Annotated in this window: 17 protein-coding genes; 13 read left to right on the top strand and 4 right to left on the bottom strand. The window is 63.5% G+C overall.

Going from position 1 to position 22,526, the window contains the following annotated elements; all coding sequences use genetic code 11:
* Positions 1-432 (top strand): DNA methylase, encoded by a 432-nt coding sequence (locus tag AC07SI_RS19300; RefSeq protein ID WP_495006292.1) that lies wholly within the window; start codon positions 1-3, stop codon positions 430-432.
* Positions 429-1,166 carry a DUF72 domain-containing protein gene (locus AC07SI_RS19305; RefSeq protein ID WP_495006293.1) on the top strand — a complete coding sequence of 246 codons (738 nt, stop codon included), beginning with the start codon at positions 429-431 and terminating at the stop codon, positions 1,164-1,166. The genes AC07SI_RS19300 and AC07SI_RS19305 overlap by 4 nt, the downstream gene beginning before the upstream one ends.
* Here the strand turns inward: AC07SI_RS19305 and AC07SI_RS19310 are convergent.
* Complete coding sequence (locus tag AC07SI_RS19310) at positions 1,131-1,916, bottom strand: DeoR/GlpR family DNA-binding transcription regulator (protein WP_495006294.1); 786 nt, start codon at positions 1,914-1,916, stop codon at positions 1,131-1,133. The two genes, AC07SI_RS19305 and AC07SI_RS19310, sit on opposite strands and share 36 nt — an antisense overlap.
* 121 nt (positions 1,917-2,037) lie before the next feature.
* Here AC07SI_RS19310 and AC07SI_RS19315 point away from each other — a divergent pair, with 121 nt between their 5' ends.
* Positions 2,038-3,198 carry an alpha-hydroxy acid oxidase gene (locus tag AC07SI_RS19315; protein WP_065907689.1) on the top strand — a complete coding sequence of 387 codons (1,161 nt, stop codon included), beginning with the start codon at positions 2,038-2,040 and terminating at the stop codon, positions 3,196-3,198.
* Between the two features lie 192 nt (positions 3,199-3,390).
* Here the strand turns inward: AC07SI_RS19315 and AC07SI_RS19320 are convergent, their stop codons facing one another.
* Positions 3,391-4,317, bottom strand: coding sequence for an alpha/beta hydrolase (locus tag AC07SI_RS19320; protein WP_065907690.1), 927 nt, complete (start codon positions 4,315-4,317; stop codon positions 3,391-3,393).
* Between the two features lie 162 nt (positions 4,318-4,479).
* Here AC07SI_RS19320 and AC07SI_RS19325 point away from each other — a divergent pair, with 162 nt between their 5' ends.
* From AC07SI_RS19325 to uvrA, 8 genes are all read left to right on the top strand, one after another.
* Positions 4,480-5,325, top strand: coding sequence for an SDR family NAD(P)-dependent oxidoreductase (locus AC07SI_RS19325; protein WP_495006295.1), 846 nt, complete (start codon positions 4,480-4,482; stop codon positions 5,323-5,325).
* Between the two features lie 32 nt (positions 5,326-5,357).
* Positions 5,358-5,945, top strand: a complete 588-nt coding sequence (locus AC07SI_RS19330) for an NUDIX domain-containing protein (protein WP_120450760.1) — start codon at positions 5,358-5,360, stop codon at positions 5,943-5,945.
* 757 nt (positions 5,946-6,702) lie between these two features.
* Complete coding sequence (gene lexA, locus AC07SI_RS19335; protein WP_213554380.1) at positions 6,703-7,320, top strand: transcriptional repressor LexA; 618 nt, start codon at positions 6,703-6,705, stop codon at positions 7,318-7,320.
* Positions 7,320-7,934: a translesion DNA synthesis-associated protein ImuA gene (gene imuA, locus AC07SI_RS19340; protein ID WP_495006296.1), complete on the top strand. Its 615-nt coding sequence runs from the start codon at positions 7,320-7,322 to the stop codon at positions 7,932-7,934. The genes lexA and imuA overlap by 1 nt, the downstream gene beginning before the upstream one ends.
* Positions 7,935-7,941: 7 nt before the next feature.
* Positions 7,942-9,354 (top strand): Y-family DNA polymerase, encoded by a 1,413-nt coding sequence (locus tag AC07SI_RS19345; RefSeq protein ID WP_065907694.1) that lies wholly within the window; start codon positions 7,942-7,944, stop codon positions 9,352-9,354.
* Positions 9,330-12,422 carry an error-prone DNA polymerase gene (locus tag AC07SI_RS19350; protein ID WP_495006297.1) on the top strand — a complete coding sequence of 1,031 codons (3,093 nt, stop codon included), beginning with the start codon at positions 9,330-9,332 and terminating at the stop codon, positions 12,420-12,422. The genes AC07SI_RS19345 and AC07SI_RS19350 overlap by 25 nt, the downstream gene beginning before the upstream one ends.
* Before the next feature lie 125 nt (positions 12,423-12,547).
* Positions 12,548-14,248, top strand: a complete 1,701-nt coding sequence (locus AC07SI_RS19355; RefSeq protein ID WP_495006298.1) for an ATP-binding protein — start codon at positions 12,548-12,550, stop codon at positions 14,246-14,248.
* 8 nt (positions 14,249-14,256) lie between these two features.
* Entirely contained in the window at positions 14,257-16,773 is a 2,517-nt protein-coding gene (uvrA, locus tag AC07SI_RS19360) for an excinuclease ABC subunit UvrA (RefSeq protein WP_495006299.1), read from the top strand.
* Between the two features lie 38 nt (positions 16,774-16,811).
* On the opposite strand, the gene tkt is transcribed toward uvrA, so the two are convergent.
* Positions 16,812-18,869, bottom strand: coding sequence for a transketolase (tkt, locus tag AC07SI_RS19365; protein WP_495006300.1), 2,058 nt, complete (start codon positions 18,867-18,869; stop codon positions 16,812-16,814).
* A 174-nt stretch (positions 18,870-19,043) separates the two neighbouring features.
* Here tkt and AC07SI_RS19370 point away from each other — a divergent pair, with 174 nt between their 5' ends.
* Positions 19,044-19,268: a DUF465 domain-containing protein gene (locus AC07SI_RS19370; protein ID WP_495006301.1), complete on the top strand. Its 225-nt coding sequence runs from the start codon at positions 19,044-19,046 to the stop codon at positions 19,266-19,268.
* 153 nt (positions 19,269-19,421) lie between these two features.
* On the opposite strand, the gene hglS is transcribed toward AC07SI_RS19370, so the two are convergent.
* A complete protein-coding gene (hglS, locus tag AC07SI_RS19375) occupies positions 19,422-20,798 on the bottom strand; it encodes a 2-oxoadipate dioxygenase/decarboxylase HglS (protein ID WP_495006302.1) in 1,377 nt (458 codons plus the stop codon).
* A gap of 289 nt (positions 20,799-21,087) precedes the next feature.
* Between hglS and AC07SI_RS19380 the strand changes: the two genes are divergently transcribed.
* Positions 21,088-22,497, top strand: coding sequence for an OprD family outer membrane porin (locus tag AC07SI_RS19380; protein WP_106803564.1), 1,410 nt, complete (start codon positions 21,088-21,090; stop codon positions 22,495-22,497).
* The last annotated feature ends 29 nt before the right edge of the window (positions 22,498-22,526 follow it).

The raw sequence follows: 22,526 nt of genomic DNA on the forward strand, positions 1-22,526 counted from the left end.
ATGGCCAAGGCAATTTCCGCGTCGGAACTGGGGATTGATCTCAAGCCTGCGGATGACGCCAGCCTGTTCAAATGGTTTGTCGCCAGTTTCCTGATGGGCAAGCGCATCCAGGCGCCCATCGCGGCACAGGCCTATAAGGTGATCGTCGAAGAGCAGGGCCGCGACACGCCGGGCAAGTTGCAGCACTGCACATCGCGTGAGCTGGTCTCGATGCTCGGGCGTGCGCATTACGTGCGTTATGACGAGAGCACCGCGCAGCGCCTTCTCGACCTCAGCGCCAAGCTCAACGCCGAATACGCCGGCAAGATCACCCACATGCGCAGTGCCAGCAAAGACCGCCAGGCGTTCGAAAAACGCCTGGGGGAATTTGACGGAGTGGGGCCCAAGACCATTGAGATTTTCATGCGCGATGCGGCTGAGGTGCTGTTTTGACAGCAGCTCTGTATGTGGGGTGCGCCGGTTGGAGTTTGCCCCGTGAACAATGGTCTGCATTTGAGGGGGAAGGTACGCACCTTCAGCGTTATGCCTCGCGCCTGAAGGCAGTTGAAATCAACAGTTCGTTCTATCGTCCTCACTTGCCCAAGACTTACCAGCGTTGGGCACAGTCCGTGCCAGCCACCTTTCGTTTTTCGGTCAAGGTACCCAAGCGCATTACCCACGAACTGCGCTTGCAGCACTGCGAAACAGCACTGGATGAGTTTCTTCAGCAATGCCTGCAATTGGGTGAAACCTTGGGCTGCCTGCTAGTGCAACTGCCCCCTTCGCTGCGCTATGAGCCCACTGTCGCCGCGACGTTTTTTCGCGCCCTGCGACAACGCTATGCGGGCGTGGTGGTGCTGGAGCCGCGTCATGCCAGCTGGCTTGAGGCTGAAGCATTGTTGCAGGACCTGCACATTGGGCGCGTGGCTGCAGATCCCCCGGTCATCGACACCGGTGAGGCACCGGGCGGTTGGCAGGGCGTGCGCTATTGGCGTCTGCATGGGTCGCCACGTATCTATCACAGCGCATATGGGCCGGAACGGCTCCGGGCCTATTTGCAGCAGCTGAGAGCCTCTGTCGAAGAGGGTATTTGCACCTGGTGCATCTTCGATAACACCGCCAGTGGTCATGCGCTGGCGGATTCACTGTACCTACTCGACCTCCACCTGCAGCACTTCCAGGCCTAACCGTTGGTACGCTTCGACGCTCGGCACGTGCCACTCGGTAATCAATGTGTGGATACGCTCACATGGCCCCACCACAAACGGCTCCACCGCACCGAGCTTGTCGGCCATGGTCACTGCCACCACGTGCGAGGCGCTGTCGAGCAGGGCTTGTTTGACCGCCACTTCATCAAAATGCAGCGAGCTGATACCCACCTGCGGATGCAGTGCGCATACGCCGGTGAACAGCACGTCGGCCTTGACGCTCTGGATCAAGCGCACGGCGTCCTGGCCCGTGGTGGACAAGGTCGCTGGGTTGAGTTGGCCACCGGCCAGGATCACCTTCACTTCGGGATGATCGGCCAGCGCGATGGCGATCATCGGCGACGGCGTGACTACGGTCAGGCGGATCGAGCGCGGCAACGACTGGGCAATCTGCAGTGTGGTGGAGCCGGAATCGAACAACACGATCTGGCCATCTTCCACCAGGTTGGCGGCCCGGTGGGCAAGGTGACGCTTGGCGTCGTTGGTCTCGCCGACCCGGGTGAAGAAGTCCTTGCCGGTGTCCTTGGGCCGGGGCAGGGCGCCGCCATGCACGCGTTGCAGAAGGCCAGCAGCCGCGAGTTCGCCGAGGTCGCGGCGGATGGTGTCCTGGGACACGGCGAAATGCTCTACCAGGTCGGCGGCGGTGACTTTGCCATCGCGCTCGAGCAGCAACAGGATCTTTTGTTTGCGCAACGAAGGCAGGTCAATGGCTTGATGAGTGGTGTGCATGTTTTTGCGCTTTTTTGCGGGTTTGTGCGAGATTAGTCTCCTGCCCATCTAAACGCAATGGCTGGTTGCGCAGCCGATGGGCGGTTACTCTCTGTGTTCAGTTCAGGGAGAGGTGACCTAGATGTCGTTGATCACAACCATCGAAGATTTACGCAAGCTGGCGCAAAAACGTGTCCCACGGATGTTCTACGATTACGCCGATTCCGGCTCCTGGACTGAGAGCACCTACCGGGCGAATGAAAGCGATTTCGCGCGGATCAAATTCCGCCAGCGGGTCGCGCGCAATATCGATGAGCGCTCGATCCGCGCCCGCATGATCGGCCAGGACATGGCCATGCCGGTCGCCCTCGCACCCACCGGCCTGGCCGGTATGCAGCATGCCGATGGCGAGATTCTCACCGCTCGCGCCGCCGCCGCGTTTGGCCTGCGCTACACCTTGTCGACCATGAGCATCTGTTCGCTGGAAGATATCGCCGAACACGTCGGCCAGCCATTCTGGTTCCAACTGTATGTGATGCGTGATCGCGCGTTTGTCGAGCAATTGATCGAGCGCGCCAAGGCCGCTGGCGTGGATGCGCTGGTGCTGACCCTCGACCTGCAGATCCTCGGCCAACGCCACAAGGATTTGATCAACGGACTGTCGGCGCCGCCCAAGCTGACCCTGCCGAATATCCTCAACATGGCGACCAAACCGCGCTGGGTAATGGGCATGCTCGGCACCCAGCGGCGCGGCTTCGGCAATATTGTCGGGCATGTGAAGGGTGTGGCGGACATGAGTTCGTTGTCGTCGTGGACCGCCCAGCAATTCGACCCGCGCCTGAGCTGGGACGATGTGGAGTGGATCAAGAAGTGCTGGGGCGGCAAGCTGATCATCAAGGGCATCCTCGATGTAGAGGACGCGCGCCTGGCGGCGAATTCCGGTGCCGATGCACTGGTGGTGAGCAACCACGGTGGCCGTCAGCTGGACGGTGCACCGTCGAGCATCAGCCAGTTGCCGGCGATTGTCGACGCGGTAGGCGAGCGCATCGAAGTGTGGCTCGACGGCGGCATTCGCTCCGGCCAGGACGTGCTCAAGGCGATGGCATTGGGCGCCAAGGGCACCATGATCGGTCGCCCGCACCTGTATGGCCTGGGCGCGATGGGCGAGGCGGGCGTGACCAAGGCACTCCAGATCATTGCGCGTGAGCTGGACGTGTCGATGGCGTTGTGCGGCTATAACGATATACGCGATGTGAATCGCGAGATTTTGTTGCCCGGTACATTTCCCGAAAACGTTTACTGAGCAAAAAAATCGTAAAAAAATAAAAAGAGTTGTCCACGAAAACCGTGGGTATCTCTGTGGATAACTTTGCGAAGGCCCGGCAGGGTTGGTGATTTAACCCTCGGTTAATATTTGATCAACTTTCGACGCGGGCCAGTATGGGCAGGGTTTGCGCTTGACACGCAAGCGCGAACCCAGTGCCGAAAAGCGCTTTTATGAGTCGCCGTTGCGCGCTGTGGAGTGGGTGACAACCTGCGGCGGCATCTTCGCTTGCATCAGGCTATCGAGTGCCTGGCCATAATTGCGACCGGCCAGGCTCATGCTGTTGTTGTGCGTGGCGCCGGGCACCAGCAACAGCCGTTTGGGTTCTTGGGCGGCTTCAAATAGCTGCTGGCTGAAACGCGGCGGCACGTATTGATCGGCCAGCCCGTGGACCACCAGCAGGGGCATATGGATAGCGGCGATCTTGTCGATGGAATCGAACTTCTGTGACAGCAGCCAGCGTACCGGCAACGAGGTATTCGCCACCGCCGTAGCCACATCCGCCAGGGAGGTGAAGGTCGATTCAATTACCAACCCGCGCACCGGCAACGGCGTTTGCTTGCCCAGTTCGGCGGCCAGGTCGATGGCCACCGCGCCGCCCAGGGAATGTCCGTAGATCAGGCGTTTGCTCGGGTCCGGTTGCAGCACCTGGAAACGCTCCCACGCGATGCGGGCGTCTTCGTACACGGTGGTTTCCGATGGCAGCTCGCCGTGGCTTTGGCCAAACCCGCGATAGTCGATGGCCAGAACCGAGTAGCCGAGGGCGTGCAACTGCTCAATGCGAAACAGCTGCCCTGTCAGGTTCCAGCGTACGCCGTGCAGGTAGAGGATCGCCGGCGCGTCGGCCTTGGCCGCCGGGTACCACCAGCCATGGATGTTCTGCCCGGACTTGAAACTGGCAGGCTTGAGTTCGAACTCCTGCACTGCCTTGGGCAAACCGCTGTACCAGCTGGCAGTCCCCGGCTCTATGCGAAACACCAGCTCGCGCTCCTTGTGTTGCAGCACGGCGCACCCCACCGGCAGGCCGACGATCAGCAGCGCCATGCACAGCAGGGGAAACCAGCGCAGGCCCAGGCGAGACAGAAAACGAGAAGACATGAAGGTTCCAGGACAAAGGTGAAGCACGGGTTTTACCAGATGGCCCGCGCAGGCAGGAATTAATTCGACAGCCGTCCACGGCGATTGCTTGCAAAGTGTTACAGCATTGAATTACCCCTGCACCGGTTGTTAGGGTGGGCGGCTACACAGGAGAGCAAGCACATGGATTTCACAGGCAAAACCGCGATTGTCACCGGCGGTGCCCGCGGATTGGGGCTCAGTTATGCACGGGCGCTGGCCTTGGGCGGGGCGCGCGTGGTGATCAGCGACATTGGTGCCGACCCGGTCGGCGCCGGCAACGACGTCACGGTGGTCGAGTCGGCGGCCAGGACCTTGCAGGCCGAAGGCTTGCAGGTGATCGGTCACGCGGGTGACCTGTCCACCGAAGAAGGCAGCCGGCAACTGATCGCCTCGGCCATCGAGGCGTTCGGGCAGCTCGATATCCTCATCCACAATGCCGGTTGGGTCGGTTACCAGAACATTGCCGACCTGGATGCCGCGTTCCTGCAGCGCGCCATGGACATCAACCTCTACGCGCCGCTGTGGCTGTGCAAGTACGCGTGGCCACACCTGCTGCGATCCGCCGCGCCGCGCATCATCCTCACCACGTCCGACCGCGCGATGTACGCGCAGTACGAGCAGACCGGCCTGGTGGCCTACAGCGCTGGCAAGATGGCGCAACTGGGGATCATGAACGCGTTGAGCCATGAGGGCGCCGAGGCCGGGATCCGCGTCAACGCAATTTCGCCGGTGGCCAAGACGCGCATGTGGGGTGTCACCGAGGAGCCAGACGAACTCAAGCCGGAGTGGGTGACGCCGGGCGTGGTCTTCCTGGCCTCCGCGCAGTGCGAGGACACGGGCTACATCCTGCGCGCCAGCAATGGCCAATTCACTGCCACGCGCTTCACTGAAAATCCCGGCGTGGAGTACCCGCGCAATCTCGCCCGGATCAAGGCGGACAGCGCCGAAGCTGTCGCCGCCGCGTGGCCTCGCATCAAACAGGCGTGAACCCGATGACTCCCTTGAGCAAAGACCTGACCATGGACAACAGCCCCGTTCGCATCACGGCCGAAGAGACCCTTTCGGACAACTGGTACATCCTGAAGAAATACAGCTTCGACCTGCGCCGCCGTGATGGCAGTTGGCAGGCCCAGACCCGTGAGGTGTATGACCGGGGCAATGGCGCGACGATCCTGTTGTACAACCGCGAACAGCGCACGGTGCTGCTGATTCGCCAGTTCCGCATGCCAACGTTCGTCAACGATTACCCCGGCTACTTGATCGAGACGGCGGCCGGGCTGCTGGACAATGCCAGCCCCGAGGAGCGCATTCGACTGGAAGCGGAGGAAGAGACCGGCTACCGCGTGGGGCAGGTGGAGAAGGTCTATGCGGCGTTCATGAGCCCCGGGTCGGTGACTGAGCGGATTCACTTCTTTATCGGCGAATATCAGCCGGGTGACCGGATGGGGGATGGCGGCGGGCTGGAAGAAGAGGGCGAGGATATCGAAGTGTTGGAGCTGGGATTCGAACAGGCGCTGGCGATGGTGCAGGCCGGGGAGATTGTGGATGGGAAGACCATCCTGCTACTGCAGCACCTGGAGTTGCGGATGTTGAAAGAGGGCTGGTGAGGCGGTGAGCTTTCCACTTCTTCAGTAACATGGCGGCCTTGGAGTTGTTCGGTGTTGTCTGTCGAACTCGGTTAAAACTGTGGGAGCGGGCTTGCTCGCGAAAGCGGTGGGTCAGTTGCTGGAGAGGGTGGCTGGTCTGGCGCCTTCGCGGGCAAGCCCGCTCCCAAATTTGGGATGTATTTCAAGGTTGGAACCCAGTTGTACTGCCAGCTCAACTGCCGGTGCAGCACCCCGAATCCCAGCCCGAACAGCAATCAAAACTGTGGGAGCGGGCTTGCCCGCGAAAGCGGTGGGTCAGTCGCTGGAGAGGGTGGCTGGTCTGGCGCATTCGCGAGCAAGCCCGCTCCCACATTTGGGGTGTATTCCAAGGTTAGAGCTGGGTTGTGCCTTCAGCTCAAATGCCGGTGCAGCACCCCGAATTCCAAGCCCAAACAGCGATCAAAACTGTGGGAGCGGGCTTGCTCGCGAAAGCGGTGGGTCAGTCGCTGGAGAGGGTGGCTGGTCTGGCGCATTCGCGGGCAAGCCCGCTCCCACACTTGGGGTGTATTTCAAGGTTGGAGCCGGGTTGTGCCGTCCGCTCAAATGCTGGTGCAGCACCCCGAATCCCAAGCCCGAACAGCGATCAAAACTGTGGGAGCGGGCTTGCCCGCGAAAGCGGTGGGTCAGTTGCTGCAGAGGGTGACTGGTCTGGCGCCTTCGCGGGCAAGCCCACCTTCAGACTGGCGGCTATTGTCAGAAAATTCCCACAGGAGTACAAATGTACTCCATGACGACTCTCACTCCCCGCCGTACCGCCATCCTGACCTTTATCCGCGACCGTATCGCGCAGCAAGGCCAGCCTCCGAGCCTCGCCGAGATCGCCGAGGCGTTTGGCTTCGCCTCTCGCAGCGTGGCGCGTAAACACGTGCTGGCCCTGACCGAAGCCGGTTTTATCGAGGTCAATCCCAACCAGGCCCGTGGTATTCGCCTGCTCAACCAACCGGCACGCCCCGAGTGGCTGGACATCCCGGTCCTCGGCCGAGTCGCCGCGGGCTCGCCCATCGGTGCCGATGCCGACGTGCACAGCCGCCTGCAACTCGACCCCGCCACCTTCGCGAAAACCCCGGACTATCTGTTGCGGGTGCAGGGCGACTCGATGATCGAGGATGGCATTCTCGACGGTGACCTTGTGGGCGTACGGCGCAGTGCCGAGGCGTTGAATGGGCAGATTGTGGTGGCGCGCCTGGACGGCGAAGTCACCATCAAGCGCTTCGAACGTCACGGCGAGCATGTGCGCTTGCTGCCGCGCAATCCTGCGTATCAACCTATCGTGGTCGGGCCCGATCAGGACCTGGCCATCGAAGGGGTGTTTTGCGGCCTGGTGAGGCAAGGCTGATGGGCGCCGTGGTTGCGTTGGATACGCTGTTCAATGGCGGCCGTGTCTGGAAGGGCCGACCTGCCGCGCCTCCGGCCAGCGTGCAGCCCACCGGGCTGGCGGCGTTGGATGCGGTGTTGCCGACGGGCGGCTGGCCGGAGTCGGCCTTGAGCGAAATCCTCATGGCCAAGGAAGGTGTAGGCGAGCTGCAGCTGGTGCTGCCGACCCTGGCGCGGCTGTCGGCGGCGGGCGAGCGTATTGTGTTGGTGGCGCCGCCCTACACGCCGTATCCGCATGCCTGGCAGAACGCCGGAGTGGATTTGCGTCAGCTCTCGGTGATCCAGGCCGAGGAACGCGATGCCCTGTGGGCCGTGGAGCAATGCCTGCGCTCCGGCAGTTGCGGCGCGGTGCTGTGCTGGCCGCGCAAGGCCGATGATCGCGCGCTGCGCCGCTTGCAGGTGGCGGCGGAAACCGGGCAGACCCTGGCATTTGCCTGGCGTGCCTTGAGTGAAGCAATCAACGCCTCGCCCGCCGCCTTGCGCCTGGTCGTCGAAGCCAGGCCGGCGCAGGTGCGGGTGCTCAAATGCCGGGGCGGCCTGGCCCACCCGGCACCGATTGCACTGGCGGGGCACTGAGGTTGCCATGCGCTGGGTGTGTATTGTCTTCCCGCAATTGGCGCTGGACGGGGTGCAGCGCCTGTATCCCGAACCGGATCAACCGCTGGCGCTGCTGGCCGGCACGCCGCAGCGTCGCGTGCTGCAGACCGTCAATGACGCTGCGCGCGCCTTGGGCCTGCGCCCCGGCCAATCCCTGACGGCCGCGCATGCGCTGGCCAAGACCTTCACCTGCGCCGAATACGACCCGGCTGAAATAGAACGCTGGCAACAGTTCCTCGCCGCCTGGGCCTACCGCTTCAGCTCCCAGGTCAGTGTGTATTACCCACGCGCCTTGCTGTTCGAGATTGAGTCGAGCCTGGGGCTGTTCGGGCCGTGGGCGCAGTTCGAGGCACGCTTGCGCACGGAGCTGACCGAGCTGGGTTTTCGCCACCGTATCGTCGCTGCGCCCAACCCGGCGGCGGCGCGGGTGCTGGCGAATATCTACGATGGCCTGGCCGTCAACGATGAGGGGTTGATGCAGGCCCTGGCGCCGCTGCCTATCGACCGCGCCGGCTTCGACCCTGCGGCGGCCACTGCCTTGTCGCGCATGGGCCTGCGCAGCCTGGCCCAGGTGCAGGCGCTGCCCCGGCATACCCTGGCGCGGCGCTTTGACGCCAGCCTGCTCAAGCACCTGGATGCGTTGAGCGGGCAGCGGCCCTTGGCGCTGGCGTTCTATCAGCCGCCGGACCAGTTCGATGTGCGCATCGAGTTGAATTTCGACGTGCAATCCCACCAGGCCTTGCTATTTCCATTGCGCCGCTTGACCGGCGACCTGTCCGCCTTCCTCTGCGGCCGCGACAGTGGCGTGCAGCGTTTCGACCTGCACCTGGAACATGCCCAGGCGCCCGACAGTGTGATCAAGGTCGGCCTGCTGAGTGCCGAGCGCGAGCCGGCGATGCTCTTCGAACTGGCCCGCGGGCGCCTGGAGCAGGTGCAAGTGACGTCACCGGTGCGCGGTTTTCGCCTGGTGGCCCAGGACTTGCCGGTCTTCGTCCCGCAACGCCAGGACCTGTTCGATGACCGTCCGCAGCAGACCTTGCCGTGGGAGCAACTGCGCGAACGCTTGCGTGCGCGCCTGGGGGATGACGCGGTGCAAGGCCTGCGTTTTCACGCCGATCATCGCCCCGAGTGCGCCTGGCAAGCCGCGGCTGACAGTCGCGCATGCCCGACCTTGAGCAAGGTGCAACGCCCCGGTTGGCTGCTCAACGAACCGACGTTGCTGGCTGAGCAGGCGGTGCACATCCTGATGGGCCCGGAACGCATCGAGTCCGGCTGGTGGGATGGCGCCGATATTCGCCGCGACTACTACCTGATCCAGACCCGTGCCGGCCAGCAAGGCTGGGCCTATCGCACCGTGGGACAAAGCGATGGGTTGTGGCTGCAAGGCTGGTTCGCATGAGTTACGCCGAGCTGCATTGCCTGTCCAACTTCAGCTTCCAGCGCGGTGCCTCCAGTGCGCTGGAGTTGTTCGAGCGGGCCAAGCGCGAGGGCTACAGCGCCCTGGCGATTACCGACGAGTGCACCTTGTCGGGCATCGTGCGCGCCTGGCAGGCGGCCAAGGCGGTGGAGTTGCCGCTGATCATCGGCAGCGAGATGCGCATCGAGAACGGCCCGAAACTGGTGTTGCTGGTGGAGGACCTCAGCGGCTACCAGCACCTGTGCCGGCTGATTACCCTGGCGCGGCGCCGGGCCGAAAAGGGCCAGTACCGACTGCTGCTGGAAGACTTCGAACAACCGCTGCCCGGCCTGCTGGCGCTGTGGGTCGCCGACGACCAGGACACCCAGGCCTCGGTCCAATGGCTGCGCCGCACCTTTGCCGAGCGCCTGTGGCTGGCGGTGCACCTGCACTGCGGCCAGGACGATGCACGCCACCTGGAGCAGCGCCTGCAACTGGCTGCCAGCCTGCAGATCCCGGCAGTGGCCTGCGGCGATGTGCACATGCATGCGCGCGGTCGCCGCGCCCTGCAAGACACCATGACCGCGATCCGTCATCACGTACCGGTAGCCGAAGCCGGCACGCGCCTGCATCCCAATGGCGAGCGGCATTTGCGCAGCCTCGATGCCCTGGCCGCGCTGTACCCGCCAGCGCTGCGCGATGAAACCCTCAACATCGCGCGCCGCTGCACTTTTGACTTGAGCCAGCTGCGCTATCACTACCCGCGCGAGCTGGTGCCCGAGGGCCATGACGCCAGGTCCTGGTTGCGCAGCGTGACCGAAGAAGGCATCGCCCAGCGCTGGCCGCACGGGGTAGACGCCAAGACCTTGCAGCAGATCAATCACGAGCTGCAATTGATCAGCGACCTGGGCTACGAAAGTTACTTCCTCACGGTGCACGACATCGTGCGCTTCGCCCGCAGCCGTTCGATCCTGTGCCAGGGCCGAGGCTCGGCGGCCAACTCGGCGGTGTGTTTTGCCCTGGGCATCACCGAGATCGACCCGAGCCTGACCGACATGCTGTTCGAGCGTTTCCTGTCCAAGGAGCGCAACGAGCCGCCGGACATCGACGTCGACTTCGAACACGAACGCCGCGAAGAAGTGCTGCAGTACGTGTTCCAGCGCTACGGCCGCACCCGCGCGGCGCTGACGGCGGTGGTTAGCAGTTACCACGCGGCCGGCGCGGTGCGCGATGTGGCCAAGGCCCTGGGCTTGCCGCCGGACCAGATCAACGCCCTGGCCGAATGCTGCGGGCGCTGGAGCGATGATGCACCGCCACTGGAACGCCTGCGCGAAGGTGGTTTCGACCCGCACAGCCCGATCCTGCGCCGCGTGCTCACCCTCACGCAGCAACTGATCGGCTTCCCCCGGCACTTGTCCCAGCACCCTGGTGGCTTCGTGATTTCCGAGTACCCGCTGGACACCCTGGTACCGGTGGAAAACGCCGCCATGGCCGAGCGCACCATCATCCAGTGGGACAAGGACGACCTCGACGCCGTCGGCCTGCTCAAGGTGGATATCCTGGCGCTGGGCATGCTCAGCGCGATCCGCCGCTGTTTCGATCTGCTGCGCCGTCATCGCAATCGTGACCTGGCCCTGGCGACGATCCCCAAGGAAGACCCGGCCACCTACGCGATGATCAGCAAGGCCGACACCATCGGCGTGTTCCAGATCGAGTCGCGGGCGCAGATGTCGATGTTGCCAAGGCTCAAGCCAAAGACCTTTTACGACCTGGTGATCGAAGTCGCGATTGTGCGGCCGGGGCCGATCCAGGGCGGCATGGTGCATCCGTACCTGCGGCGGCGAAACAAGGAAGAGCCGGAAACCTACCCGTCGCCGCAGCTCGAAGCGGTGCTCAAACGCACCCTGGGTATCCCGCTGTTCCAGGAGCAGGTGATGCAGATTGCCATGGTCGCCGCCGACTACGGCCCCGGCGAGGCCGACCAACTGCGCCGCTCGATGGCCGCCTGGAAGCGCCACGGCGGCCTGGAACCGCATCAGCAGCGCCTGCGTACCGGCATGCTCAAGAATGGCTACAGCGAGGCGTTTGCCGCGCAGATTTTCGAGCAGATCAAGGGCTTTGGCAGCTATGGCTTTCCCGAGTCCCATGCGGCCAGTTTTGCCTTGCTGACCTACGCCAGTTGCTGGCTCAAATGCCATGAGCCGGCGGCCTTCGCCTGCGCGCTGATCAACAGCTGGCCAATGGGTTTCTACAGCCCGGACCAGATCCTGCAGGACGCGCGACGCCATCGCCTGCAGGTCCGTGCGGTGGACGTGCAGGCCAGTGACTGGGATTGCAGCCTGGAGCCGAGCGACGGCGAACAGCCGGCGATTCGCCTGGGCTTGCGCATGATCTCGGGGTTTCGCGAAGAGGATGCGCGGCGCATCGAGGCGGCGCGCCAGCGTCGGGCCTTCAGTGACATCGCCGACCTGGACGAACGCGCCGGGCTGGATCCCCGCGCCCAGGCCTTGCTGGCGGATTCCGGGGCCTTGCGCGCCCTGGCCGGCAACCGGCACAAGGCGCGCTGGGACGTGGCCGGGGTGCATAAACAGTTGGGGTTGTTCGCCGGTTTGCCGAGCCCCGACGAGGCGCAAGTGGAGCTGCCTGCACCCACGGTGGGTGAGGACCTGCACGCCGATTACGCCACCGTCGGCACGACTCTCGGCCCGCATCCCTTGGCGCTGCTGCGCGCGGAGCTGCGCAGACGACGCTGCCGCAGCTCGCAGGAATTGCTTGCGGTGGAGCATGGGCGCAACGTCAGCATCGCCGGGCTGGTCACCGGTCGCCAGCGTCCTGGCACCGCCAGTGGCGTCACGTTCGTCACCCTGGAAGATGAGTTCGGCAACCTCAATGTGGTGGTCTGGCGCGACCTGGCCGAGCGCCAGCGCCAGGCCCTGGTCGGCTCGCGGCTGCTCAAGGTGGACGGGCGCTGGGAAGCGGTGGGCGAGGTCCGGCACCTGATTGCCGGGCGCCTGACCGACCTGACGCCGCTGCTGGAGGGGATCACGGTGCGGAGTCGGGATTTTCACTGAGGGGAGTTGCCGCCGCCGCTGCGGATACGTTATATGCAATGAAACGTTTCACGGCTGCCGGGCTCCAAGGTTTTATCACGGCTAGCGCCCCACCCATTCACCCAGCCGTTCGCCAAGAGCCCACCATGCAGTTTTTATCCAATACCCACGGTTGTGAAGGTTGGGGCGGTGAAATGGCCCAGCGGATCCGCGCCTTCGACTGGTCTTCGACCGAGCTTGGGCCGATTGAGAAATGGCCCTGCAGCCTGAGCAGCAGCGTGCAGATGCTGCTGGCCTCGCCCATGCCGATGGTGATGCTGTGGGGGCAGGCGGGCTACATGATTTACAACGACAGCTATTCGGTGTTTGCCGGCGGCCGGCATCCCTACCTGCTGGGCACGGCGGTGGAACTGGGCTGGCCTGAGGTCGCCGATTTCAACCGGCATGTGCTGGATACGTGCCTGGCGGGCGGCACTTTGTCCTACCGCAATTTTCCGTTGGAGTTGCTGCGTAACGGCGTGCCGGAAGAGGTCTGGATGGACCTGACCTACAGCCCCATCGCCGATGACCACCAGCAACCTGCCGGGGTCCTGGTGATCGTGAACGAAACCACCGAGCACGTGAAATCCGAACGAGTGCGCCAGGAACTCACGCATAACCTGGAGCAACGCGTCGCCGCCGAAGTGCAGGCGCGTTCCGCCGCCGAAGAGCAACTGCGCCAAGCGCAAAAGCTCGAAGCCATCGGCGGGCTGACCGGCGGCGTCGCCCACGACTTCAACAACCTTTTGCAAGTGATCGCCGGCAACCTGCACCTGCTGGCCCGTCATGAGCCGGACAATCCCCAGGTACAGCGCCGCGTCACGGCGGCCATTGCGGCGGTGGAGCGGGGCGCCAAGCTGTCCTCGCAACTGCTCGCCTTCGCGCGGCGCCAACCGCTGTCACCGGCGGTGTACAACCCGCAGCGCATCTACGCAGGCCTGGGCGAGCTGCTGCAGCGCGCGCTGGGCGAAACCATCCATATCGACGTGCAATTGCCCCAGGATTCCTGGTGCATCAATGTCGACCGCAACCAGTTGGAAAACGCGCTGCTCAACCTGGCGATCAATGCCCGTGATGCCATGCAGGGCGAGGGCGTGATTCGCATCACCGGCGAAAATATCATTCTCAACCCTGCCGAGTGCGTGGGTAAAAGCATCAAGCCGGGCGAGTATGTGCGCCTGGCGGTCACGGATATCGGCGTGGGCATGCCGCCGGCGATCCTGGCGCGGGTGTTCGAACCGTTCTTCACCACCAAGCGCAGTGGCCACGGCACCGGCCTTGGCTTGAGCATGGTGTTCGGTTTCGTGCGCCAGAGCGGCGGGCATGTCGACGTGTGGAGCGAAGAGGGCAAGGGCACCGTGGTGCAGATGTATTTCCCGCGCAACCTGGGTGAAGAGAGCCAGGACACCCACGCCGAACCGGTGCTGCCGGCCAACGGGCATGAGACGGTGCTGGTGGTCGAAGACAACGAAGACGTGCGCGTGACGGTCGTCGAGCTGCTCGAACAGGCGGGCTACACCGTGCTCACCGCCGAAGACGGCGACCAGGCGATGCACCTGCTGCAGTCGGGCGTGTTGCCCGAGCTGATCTTCACCGATGTCGTGATGCCCGGCCGGGTCAAGAGCACCGACCTGGCCAACTGGGCCCGCGCCCAGGAGCCACCGATCGCGGTGCTGTTCACCTCCGGCCACACCCGCGACATTCTTTCCGGGAATCACCTGCTGAGCCCCGACATTCATCTGCTGAGCAAGCCCTACAGCCCCGAAGCCCTGGCGCAACGGGTGCGCAGCGTGCTCACCGCTCGATAAGGTTGACCATGACTTCACAGCGCGACATCCCCGCCCTCACTGCCCAGCGACCAGGCTTCGTCCGGGTGCGCGGCGCCCGCGAACACAACCTGCAGAACGTCGATGTGGACATCCCGCGCGATGCCTTGGTGGTGTTCACCGGCGTGTCCGGCTCGGGCAAGTCGTCGCTGGCGTTTTCCACGGTGTATGCCGAGGCCCAGCGGCGTTATTTCGAATCGGTGGCGCCGTATGCGAGGCGCCTGATCGATCAGGTCGGCGTGCCGGATGTGGACTCCATCGAAGGCCTGCCTCCGGCCGTGGCCCTGCAACAGCAGCGCGGCACGCCGAGCGCGCGGTCCTCGGTGGGCAGCGTCACGACCTTGTCGAGCCTGATCCGCATGCTGTACTCGCGCGCCGGCAGCTATCCGGCGGGCCAGGCGATGCTGTATGCCGAGGATTTCTCACCGAATCTGCCGCAGGGCGCGTGCCCGCAATGCCATGGCCTGGGTCGGGTGTACGAGGTAACCGAGGCGCTGATGGTGCCGGACCCTTCGTTGACCATCCGCCAGCGCGCCGTGGCGTCGTGGCCGCTGGCGTGGCAGGGCCAGAACCTGCGCGACATCCTGGTGACCCTCGGCTATGACGTCGACATTCCATGGCGCGACCTGCCGAAAAAGCAGCGCGACTGGATCCTCTTTACCGAAGAAACCCCGACCGTGCCGGTGTACGCCGGCTTCACCCCACAGCAGACCCGCGAGGCGTTGAAACGCAAACTGGAGCCGAGTTACCAGGGCACGTTCAGCGGCGCGCGGCGCTATATCCTGCACACTTTCACCCACACCCAAAGCGCGCTGATGAAAAAACGCGTGTCACAGTTCATGCAGGGCAGCGCCTGCCCGCTGTGCGAGGGCAAGCGCCTGACCAAGGCCGCGCTGTCGGTGAAGTTTGCCGGGCTGGATATCGGTGAATTGTCGCAACGTTCGCTGACCCAACTGGCCGAAGTGCTGCGCCCGGTAGCGGCGGGGCAGGACACGATGAAGCTGTCGGTGGAAAAGCGCCTGGCCGCCCAGCGTATTGCCCAGGATTTGCTCGAACGCGTGAGCACGTTGACCGACTTGGGGCTGGGTTACCTGTCCCTGGAGCGCAGCACGCCGACGTTGTCGTCCGGCGAGTTGCAGCGCCTGCGCCTGGCCACGCAATTGGGCTCGCAGTTGTTCGGTGTGATCTATGTGCTGGACGAGCCCTCGGCGGGCTTGCACCCGGCGGATGGCGAAGCACTGTTCACTGCGCTGGATCGCTTGAAGGCGGCGGGCAATTCGCTGTTTGTGGTGGAACACGACCTGGAAACCATGCGCCGCGCCGACTGGCTGATCGACGTCGGCCCGGCGGCCGGCGAGCATGGCGGCCACGTGCTGTACAGCGGGCCACCGGCGGGTTTGGCCAAGGTCGAGGCCTCGCAGACCCGTGACTACCTGTTCGCCGCACGGCGCCCGTCGAGCGCAGCGCAACGCCAGCCCAGCGGCTGGTTGCAGCTGGAAGGCGTGACGCGCAATAACCTCAAGGACCTGGCGGTGGAGTTTCCGTTGGGCTGCTTCACGGCGGTGACGGGCATCTCCGGCTCGGGCAAATCCAGCCTGGTCAGCCAGGCGTTGCTGGAGCTGGTGAGTGGCGGCCTCGGCAGCCGGGTGGAAACCGACGAGGAACCCAGCCTGGAAGACGATGCACCGCAAACCAGCGGCGGGCGCATCAGTGCCGGGCTGGAGCAGATCCGCCGCCTGGTGCAGGTCGATCAGAAACCCATCGGCCGCACGCCGCGTTCCAACCTGGCGACCTACACCGGATTGTTCGACCACGTGCGCAAACTGTTCGCGGCCACTCCGGCGGCGAAGAAACGCCATTACGATGCCGGGCAGTTCTCTTTCAATGTCGCCAAGGGCCGTTGCCCGAACTGCGAAGGCGAGGGTTTTGTCAGCGTTGAATTGCTGTTCATGCCCAGCGTGTACGCGCCATGCCCGACCTGCCACGGCGCGCGCTACAACCCCGAGACCCTGGCGATCGAATGGCAAGGCCTGAGCATCGCCCAGGTGCTGGGGCTCACGGTGGAACAGGCGGTAGAGGTATTTGCCGAGGAGCCTGGCGTACTGCGCTCATTGCAAGTACTGCGCGATATCGGCCTGGGCTACCTGCGCCTGGGCCAGCCGGCGACCGAGCTGTCGGGGGGTGAAGCGCAGCGCATCAAGCTTGCCACCGAGCTGCAACGCAATGCGCGCGGCGCCACGTTATATGTGCTGGATGAGCCGACAACCGGCTTGCACCCACGGGATGTCGACCGCCTGCTCAGCCAGTTGAACCATCTGGTGGACGCGGGGCATACGGTGGTCGTGGTGGAGCATGAAATGCGCGTGGTGGCCCAGAGTGACTGGGTGATTGATATCGGGCCCGGGGCCGGGGATTTGGGCGGCAAGGTGGTTGCCAGCGGCACGCCGCAGAAGGTCGCGAAAAGCAAGAAAAGCCGCACCGCCGCCTTCCTCGCCAAGGAGCTCTGACCCCCTGTAGGCGCCCGGCAAGCCGGGCGCCTTCCGTGTCAGGCTTGCTGGATCTGTTGCTTGGCCTGCTTCACCACATTCTCCACGGTAAAGCCGAACTTCTCCTGCAGCTTCGCCAACGGCGCCGACGCGCCGAAGCTGTTCATCACCACCTTGGTGCCGGTCTGGCCGACATAGCGGTCCCAACCCAGCGGGCCTGCCTGTTCGACCACCACGCGTGCTTTCACGGCGGGCGGCAATACACTGTCGCGGTAGGCCTGGTCCTGCTCTTCAAACAGTTCCCAGCTCGGCATCGAGACCACTTGCGCGGCTATCCCCTCAGCCTTGAGCTGCTCATAGGCCGCCACGGCCAGGCTGACTTCGCTGCCCGTCGCCAACAGCAGGACTTTAGGCTGCTCAGCCCCGGCCAGCACATACGCGCCCTTGGCCGCTCCGGATGCGGGCGCGTACTTTGACCGATCCAGCGTCGGCAGCGGCTGGCGCGACAACACCACGCAACTCGGACGATGGGTTTGTGCCAGGGCAACTTTCCACAGTTCGAGGGTTTCATTTGCATCGCCTGGGCGCAGGGTGAGCAACCCCGGTGTGGCGCGCAGTTGGGTCAAATGCTCGATGGGCTGGTGCGTCGGCCCATCCTCGCCGACGCCAATCGAGTCGTGGGTGAACACGAACACCACCGGAAGCTCCATGATCGCCGCCAGGCGGATCGGCGGTTTCATGTAGTCGCTGAACACCAGGAACGTCGAGGTGTACGGCCGCAGGTAAGACAGCGCCATGCCATTGGCGATCGCGCCCATCGCATGCTCGCGGATGCCGAAATGCAGGTTGCGCCCGCTGTAGTCGTCGGCGCTGAAACGTCCGGCACCGTCGAAGGTGAGGTTGGTCTTGGTCGAGGGCGACAAGTCCGCCGAACCGCCGAGCAACCACGGAATCTGCTGGGCAAACGCGTTCAGCACTTCGCCACCGGCGGCGCGGCTGGCCACTCCCTTGGCGTCGGTGTCGAAGCTGGGCAAGCCGTCCTGCCAATGCTCGGGCATTTCACCGGCGCGCATGCGCTGCAGTTCATCGGCCAGCTCCGGTTCATATTGCTCCAGGTGCGTCAGGTGCTGCTTCCAGGCGTCATACAGTGGCCGGCTGCGCTCCAGCAGCGCATCACGCAGCACTGTGCGCGCTTCATCGGGCACCAGGAAACTGGAATCCTGCGGCCAGCCGTATGCAGCCTTGGTCAGGCGGATTTCCTCGTCGCCCAACGGCTCGCCGTGCGCGGCGGCAGTGTTGTGCTTGTGGGGCGAGCCGTAGCCGATCACGCTGTCGACCACGATCAGGGTCGGTGCGCCGGTGTTGGCCTTGAAGGTCTCCAGGGCGGTGCTCAGGGCCTGCAAGTCATTTGCGTCGGTCACGTGCAAGGTGTGCCAGCCATAGGCCTGGAAGCGCTTGATCACGTCTTCGCTGAAGGCCAGTTCGGTATGGCCTTCGATGCTGATGGTGTTGTTGTCGTAGATCCAGCACAGGTTATCCAGCTTCAAGTGCCCGGCCATCGAGGCGGCTTCGCTGCTGATGCCTTCCATCATGTCGCCGTCACCGCACAGGGTGTAGACGTTGTAGTCGAACAGCACCTTGCCATCGCGGTTGAAGCGTTGGCCCAGCCAGCGTTCGGCCATGGCCATGCCGACACTGTTGGCGCAGCCCTGGCCGAGGGGACCGGTGGTGGTTTCCACGCCGGTGGTCATGCGGTACTCGGGATGGCCCGGGGTCTTGGAGCTCATTTGCCGGAACTGCTTGATGTCGTCCAGGCTGATCGCCGGTTGCCCCGAGCGCTTGCCATGCGCATCGATCTCGACCACGCCGGCCAGGTGCAACAGCGAATACAGCAGCATCGACGCATGCCCTACCGACAGCACGAAGCGGTCACGGTTGGGCCAGTCGGGATGGTCCGGGTGGTAGCGCAGGAAGCGGCTCCACAACGTGTATCCCACCGGCGCCAGGCCCATGGGCGTCCCCGGATGGCCGGAATTGGCCTTCTGCACAGCGTCCATGGCCAGGGTGCGAATAGTATTGATGCATTGGGTGTCGACAGCAGTGGCAGCGTGAGTCATGAAACCGGTCTCCCTCAGGGTGCGATCTACAGTGGAGGGCAGGGCACGGCAAAGGTTTGATCGCATCGCCGGCGTTGCGACGAACGGGGATGGTTTGACCCCGGACATGACAAGACCCCTTGGAATGGGCTAGCTTCAAGGCTGTAGCCATTGATCAACTTGCGGAGGTACGCCATGCCAGTGAAACACGACCTATACCAGGACTTGGGTTTTACCAAGGAAGTCGTTCACGAACGCAGGGCCAGCGACAAACGCCTGGACTCGCTGTTCAGTCAATACGACGCAGCCGACGCCGCGGTGCTCAAGGCGGAGTCTGCCAGTGCCAGCGATGAGGACGTGGAGAAGCTGAAGAAGAAACGCTTGGTGGTCAAAGATGAGATCGTGGGGCGGCTGGGATAAGCCGTGTGCTTGCAACGAAACGGTAATTTTTGTTCAGAATTGTCTGGGGGACATCTTCCACTTCGCTGCTTATGATGCCGACCGCCCACCCGGCTCTGGGGACTGTTGCGGCGCCAGGATGGCGCTGGTGAGCCGGGTGGGCACTCGGTCTTTTTACCCCAGCAGCGTGCGGGTGCAGTCATCGATAGAGCGCTGCTGCGTCTCGCCGTACAGCTGCAATTCATCGATTGTCTGACGCCCCAGCGCCTTCTCGAACTCGGCCTTGTTCGAATTGGCTGCGTAGTGGCTCTGCGCCGCGTCCCCCAGGTTTGACTGAAATATCCCCGCCGCACTCACTGGCAGGAAATCCTCATACACCAACGGTTCCACGTCCACATGACCGGCCGCAATCAGCGCTGGCAGCGTACGCGGCTGATCAGCGTGGCCGCGTGCCGCCAGGCCCTTGTCCGTGGCGAAGTAGCGGAAGTACGCCAGGTCGTGTTCGCGCATCTGCGCGTGGTCATCCGGGAAGGCCTGGAAGTGTTGCTCCATCAATTGCATATAGCGTGCGGCGTTGCCCTCATTGGGGAAAGCGCCGAGTTCGTCGCGAGCGGCGTTCAGCAGTTGGTCGTACAGCGCACGGCCCTTGGGGGTGAGCGCGACGCCGCGTTGTTCGATTTCACCGAAGCGCGCGCTGTGGCTGCCTTGGGCGTCGGTGAAGGCGATGGGTTCGTCGAGGGCCTTGAAGCTGGTCTGGCGCAGCAGGATCGGGCAACGGCGGCGGGGTGGGCCTTCGATCACGGCCTTGGGCGTGATGCCCTTGCCGGGCATGGCGGCCTGCACCTGATCGATATCCAGCGTACGCGGGGTCAGGTGGTTGATGTGCGGGCCCTTGAAGGCCACCACGTCGGCGATCAGGCGGTGCTGGTCGCTGAGTTGCTGGTACTGCGCGGCGGTGACGGTGGCGGTGTGGTGCCAGCGAAAGGTCTCCAGGGCCTGGCGGATGAAGGCCTCCGCATCGTTGGCGTCGAGGCCGCCGTCCTGCTCCGCTTGTTCGATCAGCGCGAGGGCGCCGGGGGTAAAGATCGCCCGCTTGGCCAGGGCCGTTTCGGCGAAGGCGCGCAGTTCAGGACTTTCGATCAGCTCCAGGCGCAGCAGCGAGGTGAATACGCGAAACGGGCTGGTTTGCAGCGCGCTTTCATGTACCGCGCGAAACGCCGTGGAATGCACCGGCACGCCGGCGGGCGTCAGGTCGTAGTAGCCCACCGGTTGCATGCCCATCACCGCAAACAGGCGGCTGATGGTCGCCAGCTCCGCAGCAGTGCCCAGGCGGATGGCGCCGTGACGCTCCTGGTCCAGGCGCTGGATTTCGCCGGTGCGCTGCAGCTGTTGCGCCAGGGCCGGTTCGCGCTCGAATACGCGGGTATTGGTCTCGGCCACCAGCTCCATCAGCGCCCCATACAACGGAACTTCATCTCGGTACATATCGGACATGGCCTTGGAAAAGCCCTTGCGGATCTCGTCGGGGCTGACATGTGCGCTGGTGTGCATAGAAAAATTCCTGATGGCTTTGCCGATGAAGGTGACCGTTCGCTGGATTTTGTTGAGCTGCAGGTGAGGTTGCAAACGAAGATTCCTCTGGACTTCATTCTGCAAATGAATGAGATGACGCGAATATGACAAAAATCGGCCGGCTGGAAATTTCATTTTCCCGAGCCTTTCCTAACTAATTCTTCACGGAGTCAGCCCCATCCGCCATGAAAGAATCGTCACGTTTGCAAGGATGAAAACGTCGTTTCGCACATCGCACACATAAAAATATGTTTAGGGGCCGTCGTTAATGAAAATTTCTACACTGGCGTTATCCATCACCGCCGCCGTTCTTGCACAACACGCATTGGCTGATGATTTCGGGCTCGGTTCGCTGGGCACGGGCAACGGTCACAGCGGCTTTCTCGAAGACAGCCACGCCGCCATCAGTTCGCGGACCATGTACTACAGCGCGGATAACCGCTCGGGGACCAACAACGATCTGCGCGAAGCCGCGACATTGCTGCGCTTCGACTATAAATCCGGCTACACCCAAGGCACCCTGGGTGTCGGTTTCGACGTCATGGCCTTTGGCGCGCTGCGCCTGGACGGCGGCGATGGCCACACCGCGGGCCCTGGCCTGTCGGGTAACGGCAACAGTTTCTTCCCGACCAAGAACAACGGCACCGAGCCGGCCGATTCCTTTGGTCGTGCGGCGGGTAACGTGAAGTTCCGCATTTCCCAGACCGAGTTGCACGTCGGGGGTGGCTTGGCGCCGGTGTTGCCGATCCTGGTCTCCAACGACAGCCGCGTGGCACCGCAGACCTTTGACGGCGGCATCCTCACCTCCAGCGACATTCCCAACGTGACGTTCACCGGTGGTGAATTGAACCGCGCCGAAGGCCGTGCCTCCAGCAACTCCACAGGCTTGAGCGTTGCCGGTGGCCAGCGCGACAGCGACAGCTTCAAGTTCGGTGGGTTGGACTACAAGCCGTTTGGTTCTTCCGACAACGTCGTCGCGAAAAACCTGACGTTGCAGTACTACTACGCCCAACTGCAAGACTTCTACAAACAGAACTATTTCGGCCTGGTCCACGTGCTGCCGCTGGGCAATGACCAGTCGTTCAAGACTGACCTGCGCTACTTCGACAGCACCAGCGACGGCAAGAACGGCGAGAGCGGCTACCAGTTCAACAACAACGGCGGTTACGCCAAGCACGCCAACGAAGTCGACAACAAAACCTACAGTGCCGCCTTCACCTACCAGTTGGGCGGCAGCAGCCTGATGCTGGGCCACATTGGCGTGGGTGACGATGGCGGTTTTGTCTGGGTCAACCAGGGCAGCATCGCCGACCCGCACGCGCAAGGCGCCGGCGGCAGCGACTTCTACCTGTTCACCGACGCCGTGGTCGGCCAGTTCTCCCGTGCCGGCGAGCAGGTCAACTTCGGTCAGTACTCGTATGACTTCAAGGCTTATGTACCGGGCCTGAAGGCGTCCGTGGCGTACCTGGACGGCTCGGACATCAAGTCGAAGGTGGCCGGTGGTCCGGACCAGAAAGAAAACGAAACCGACTTCCGCCTGGACTACGTTGTGCAGGCCGGTCCTCTGAAAGGCTTCGGTACCACCTTCCGTACCGGTACCTACCACGGCAAAAACACCGGCACCCCCGACCAGGACCAGACGCGCCTGATCTTCAACTACACGTACGCGATCTTCTAAGTCTTCATGTGCACCCGGGCGTCATTGGG

The organism is Pseudomonas sp. GW821-FHT05D12, from assembly GCF_059419825.1.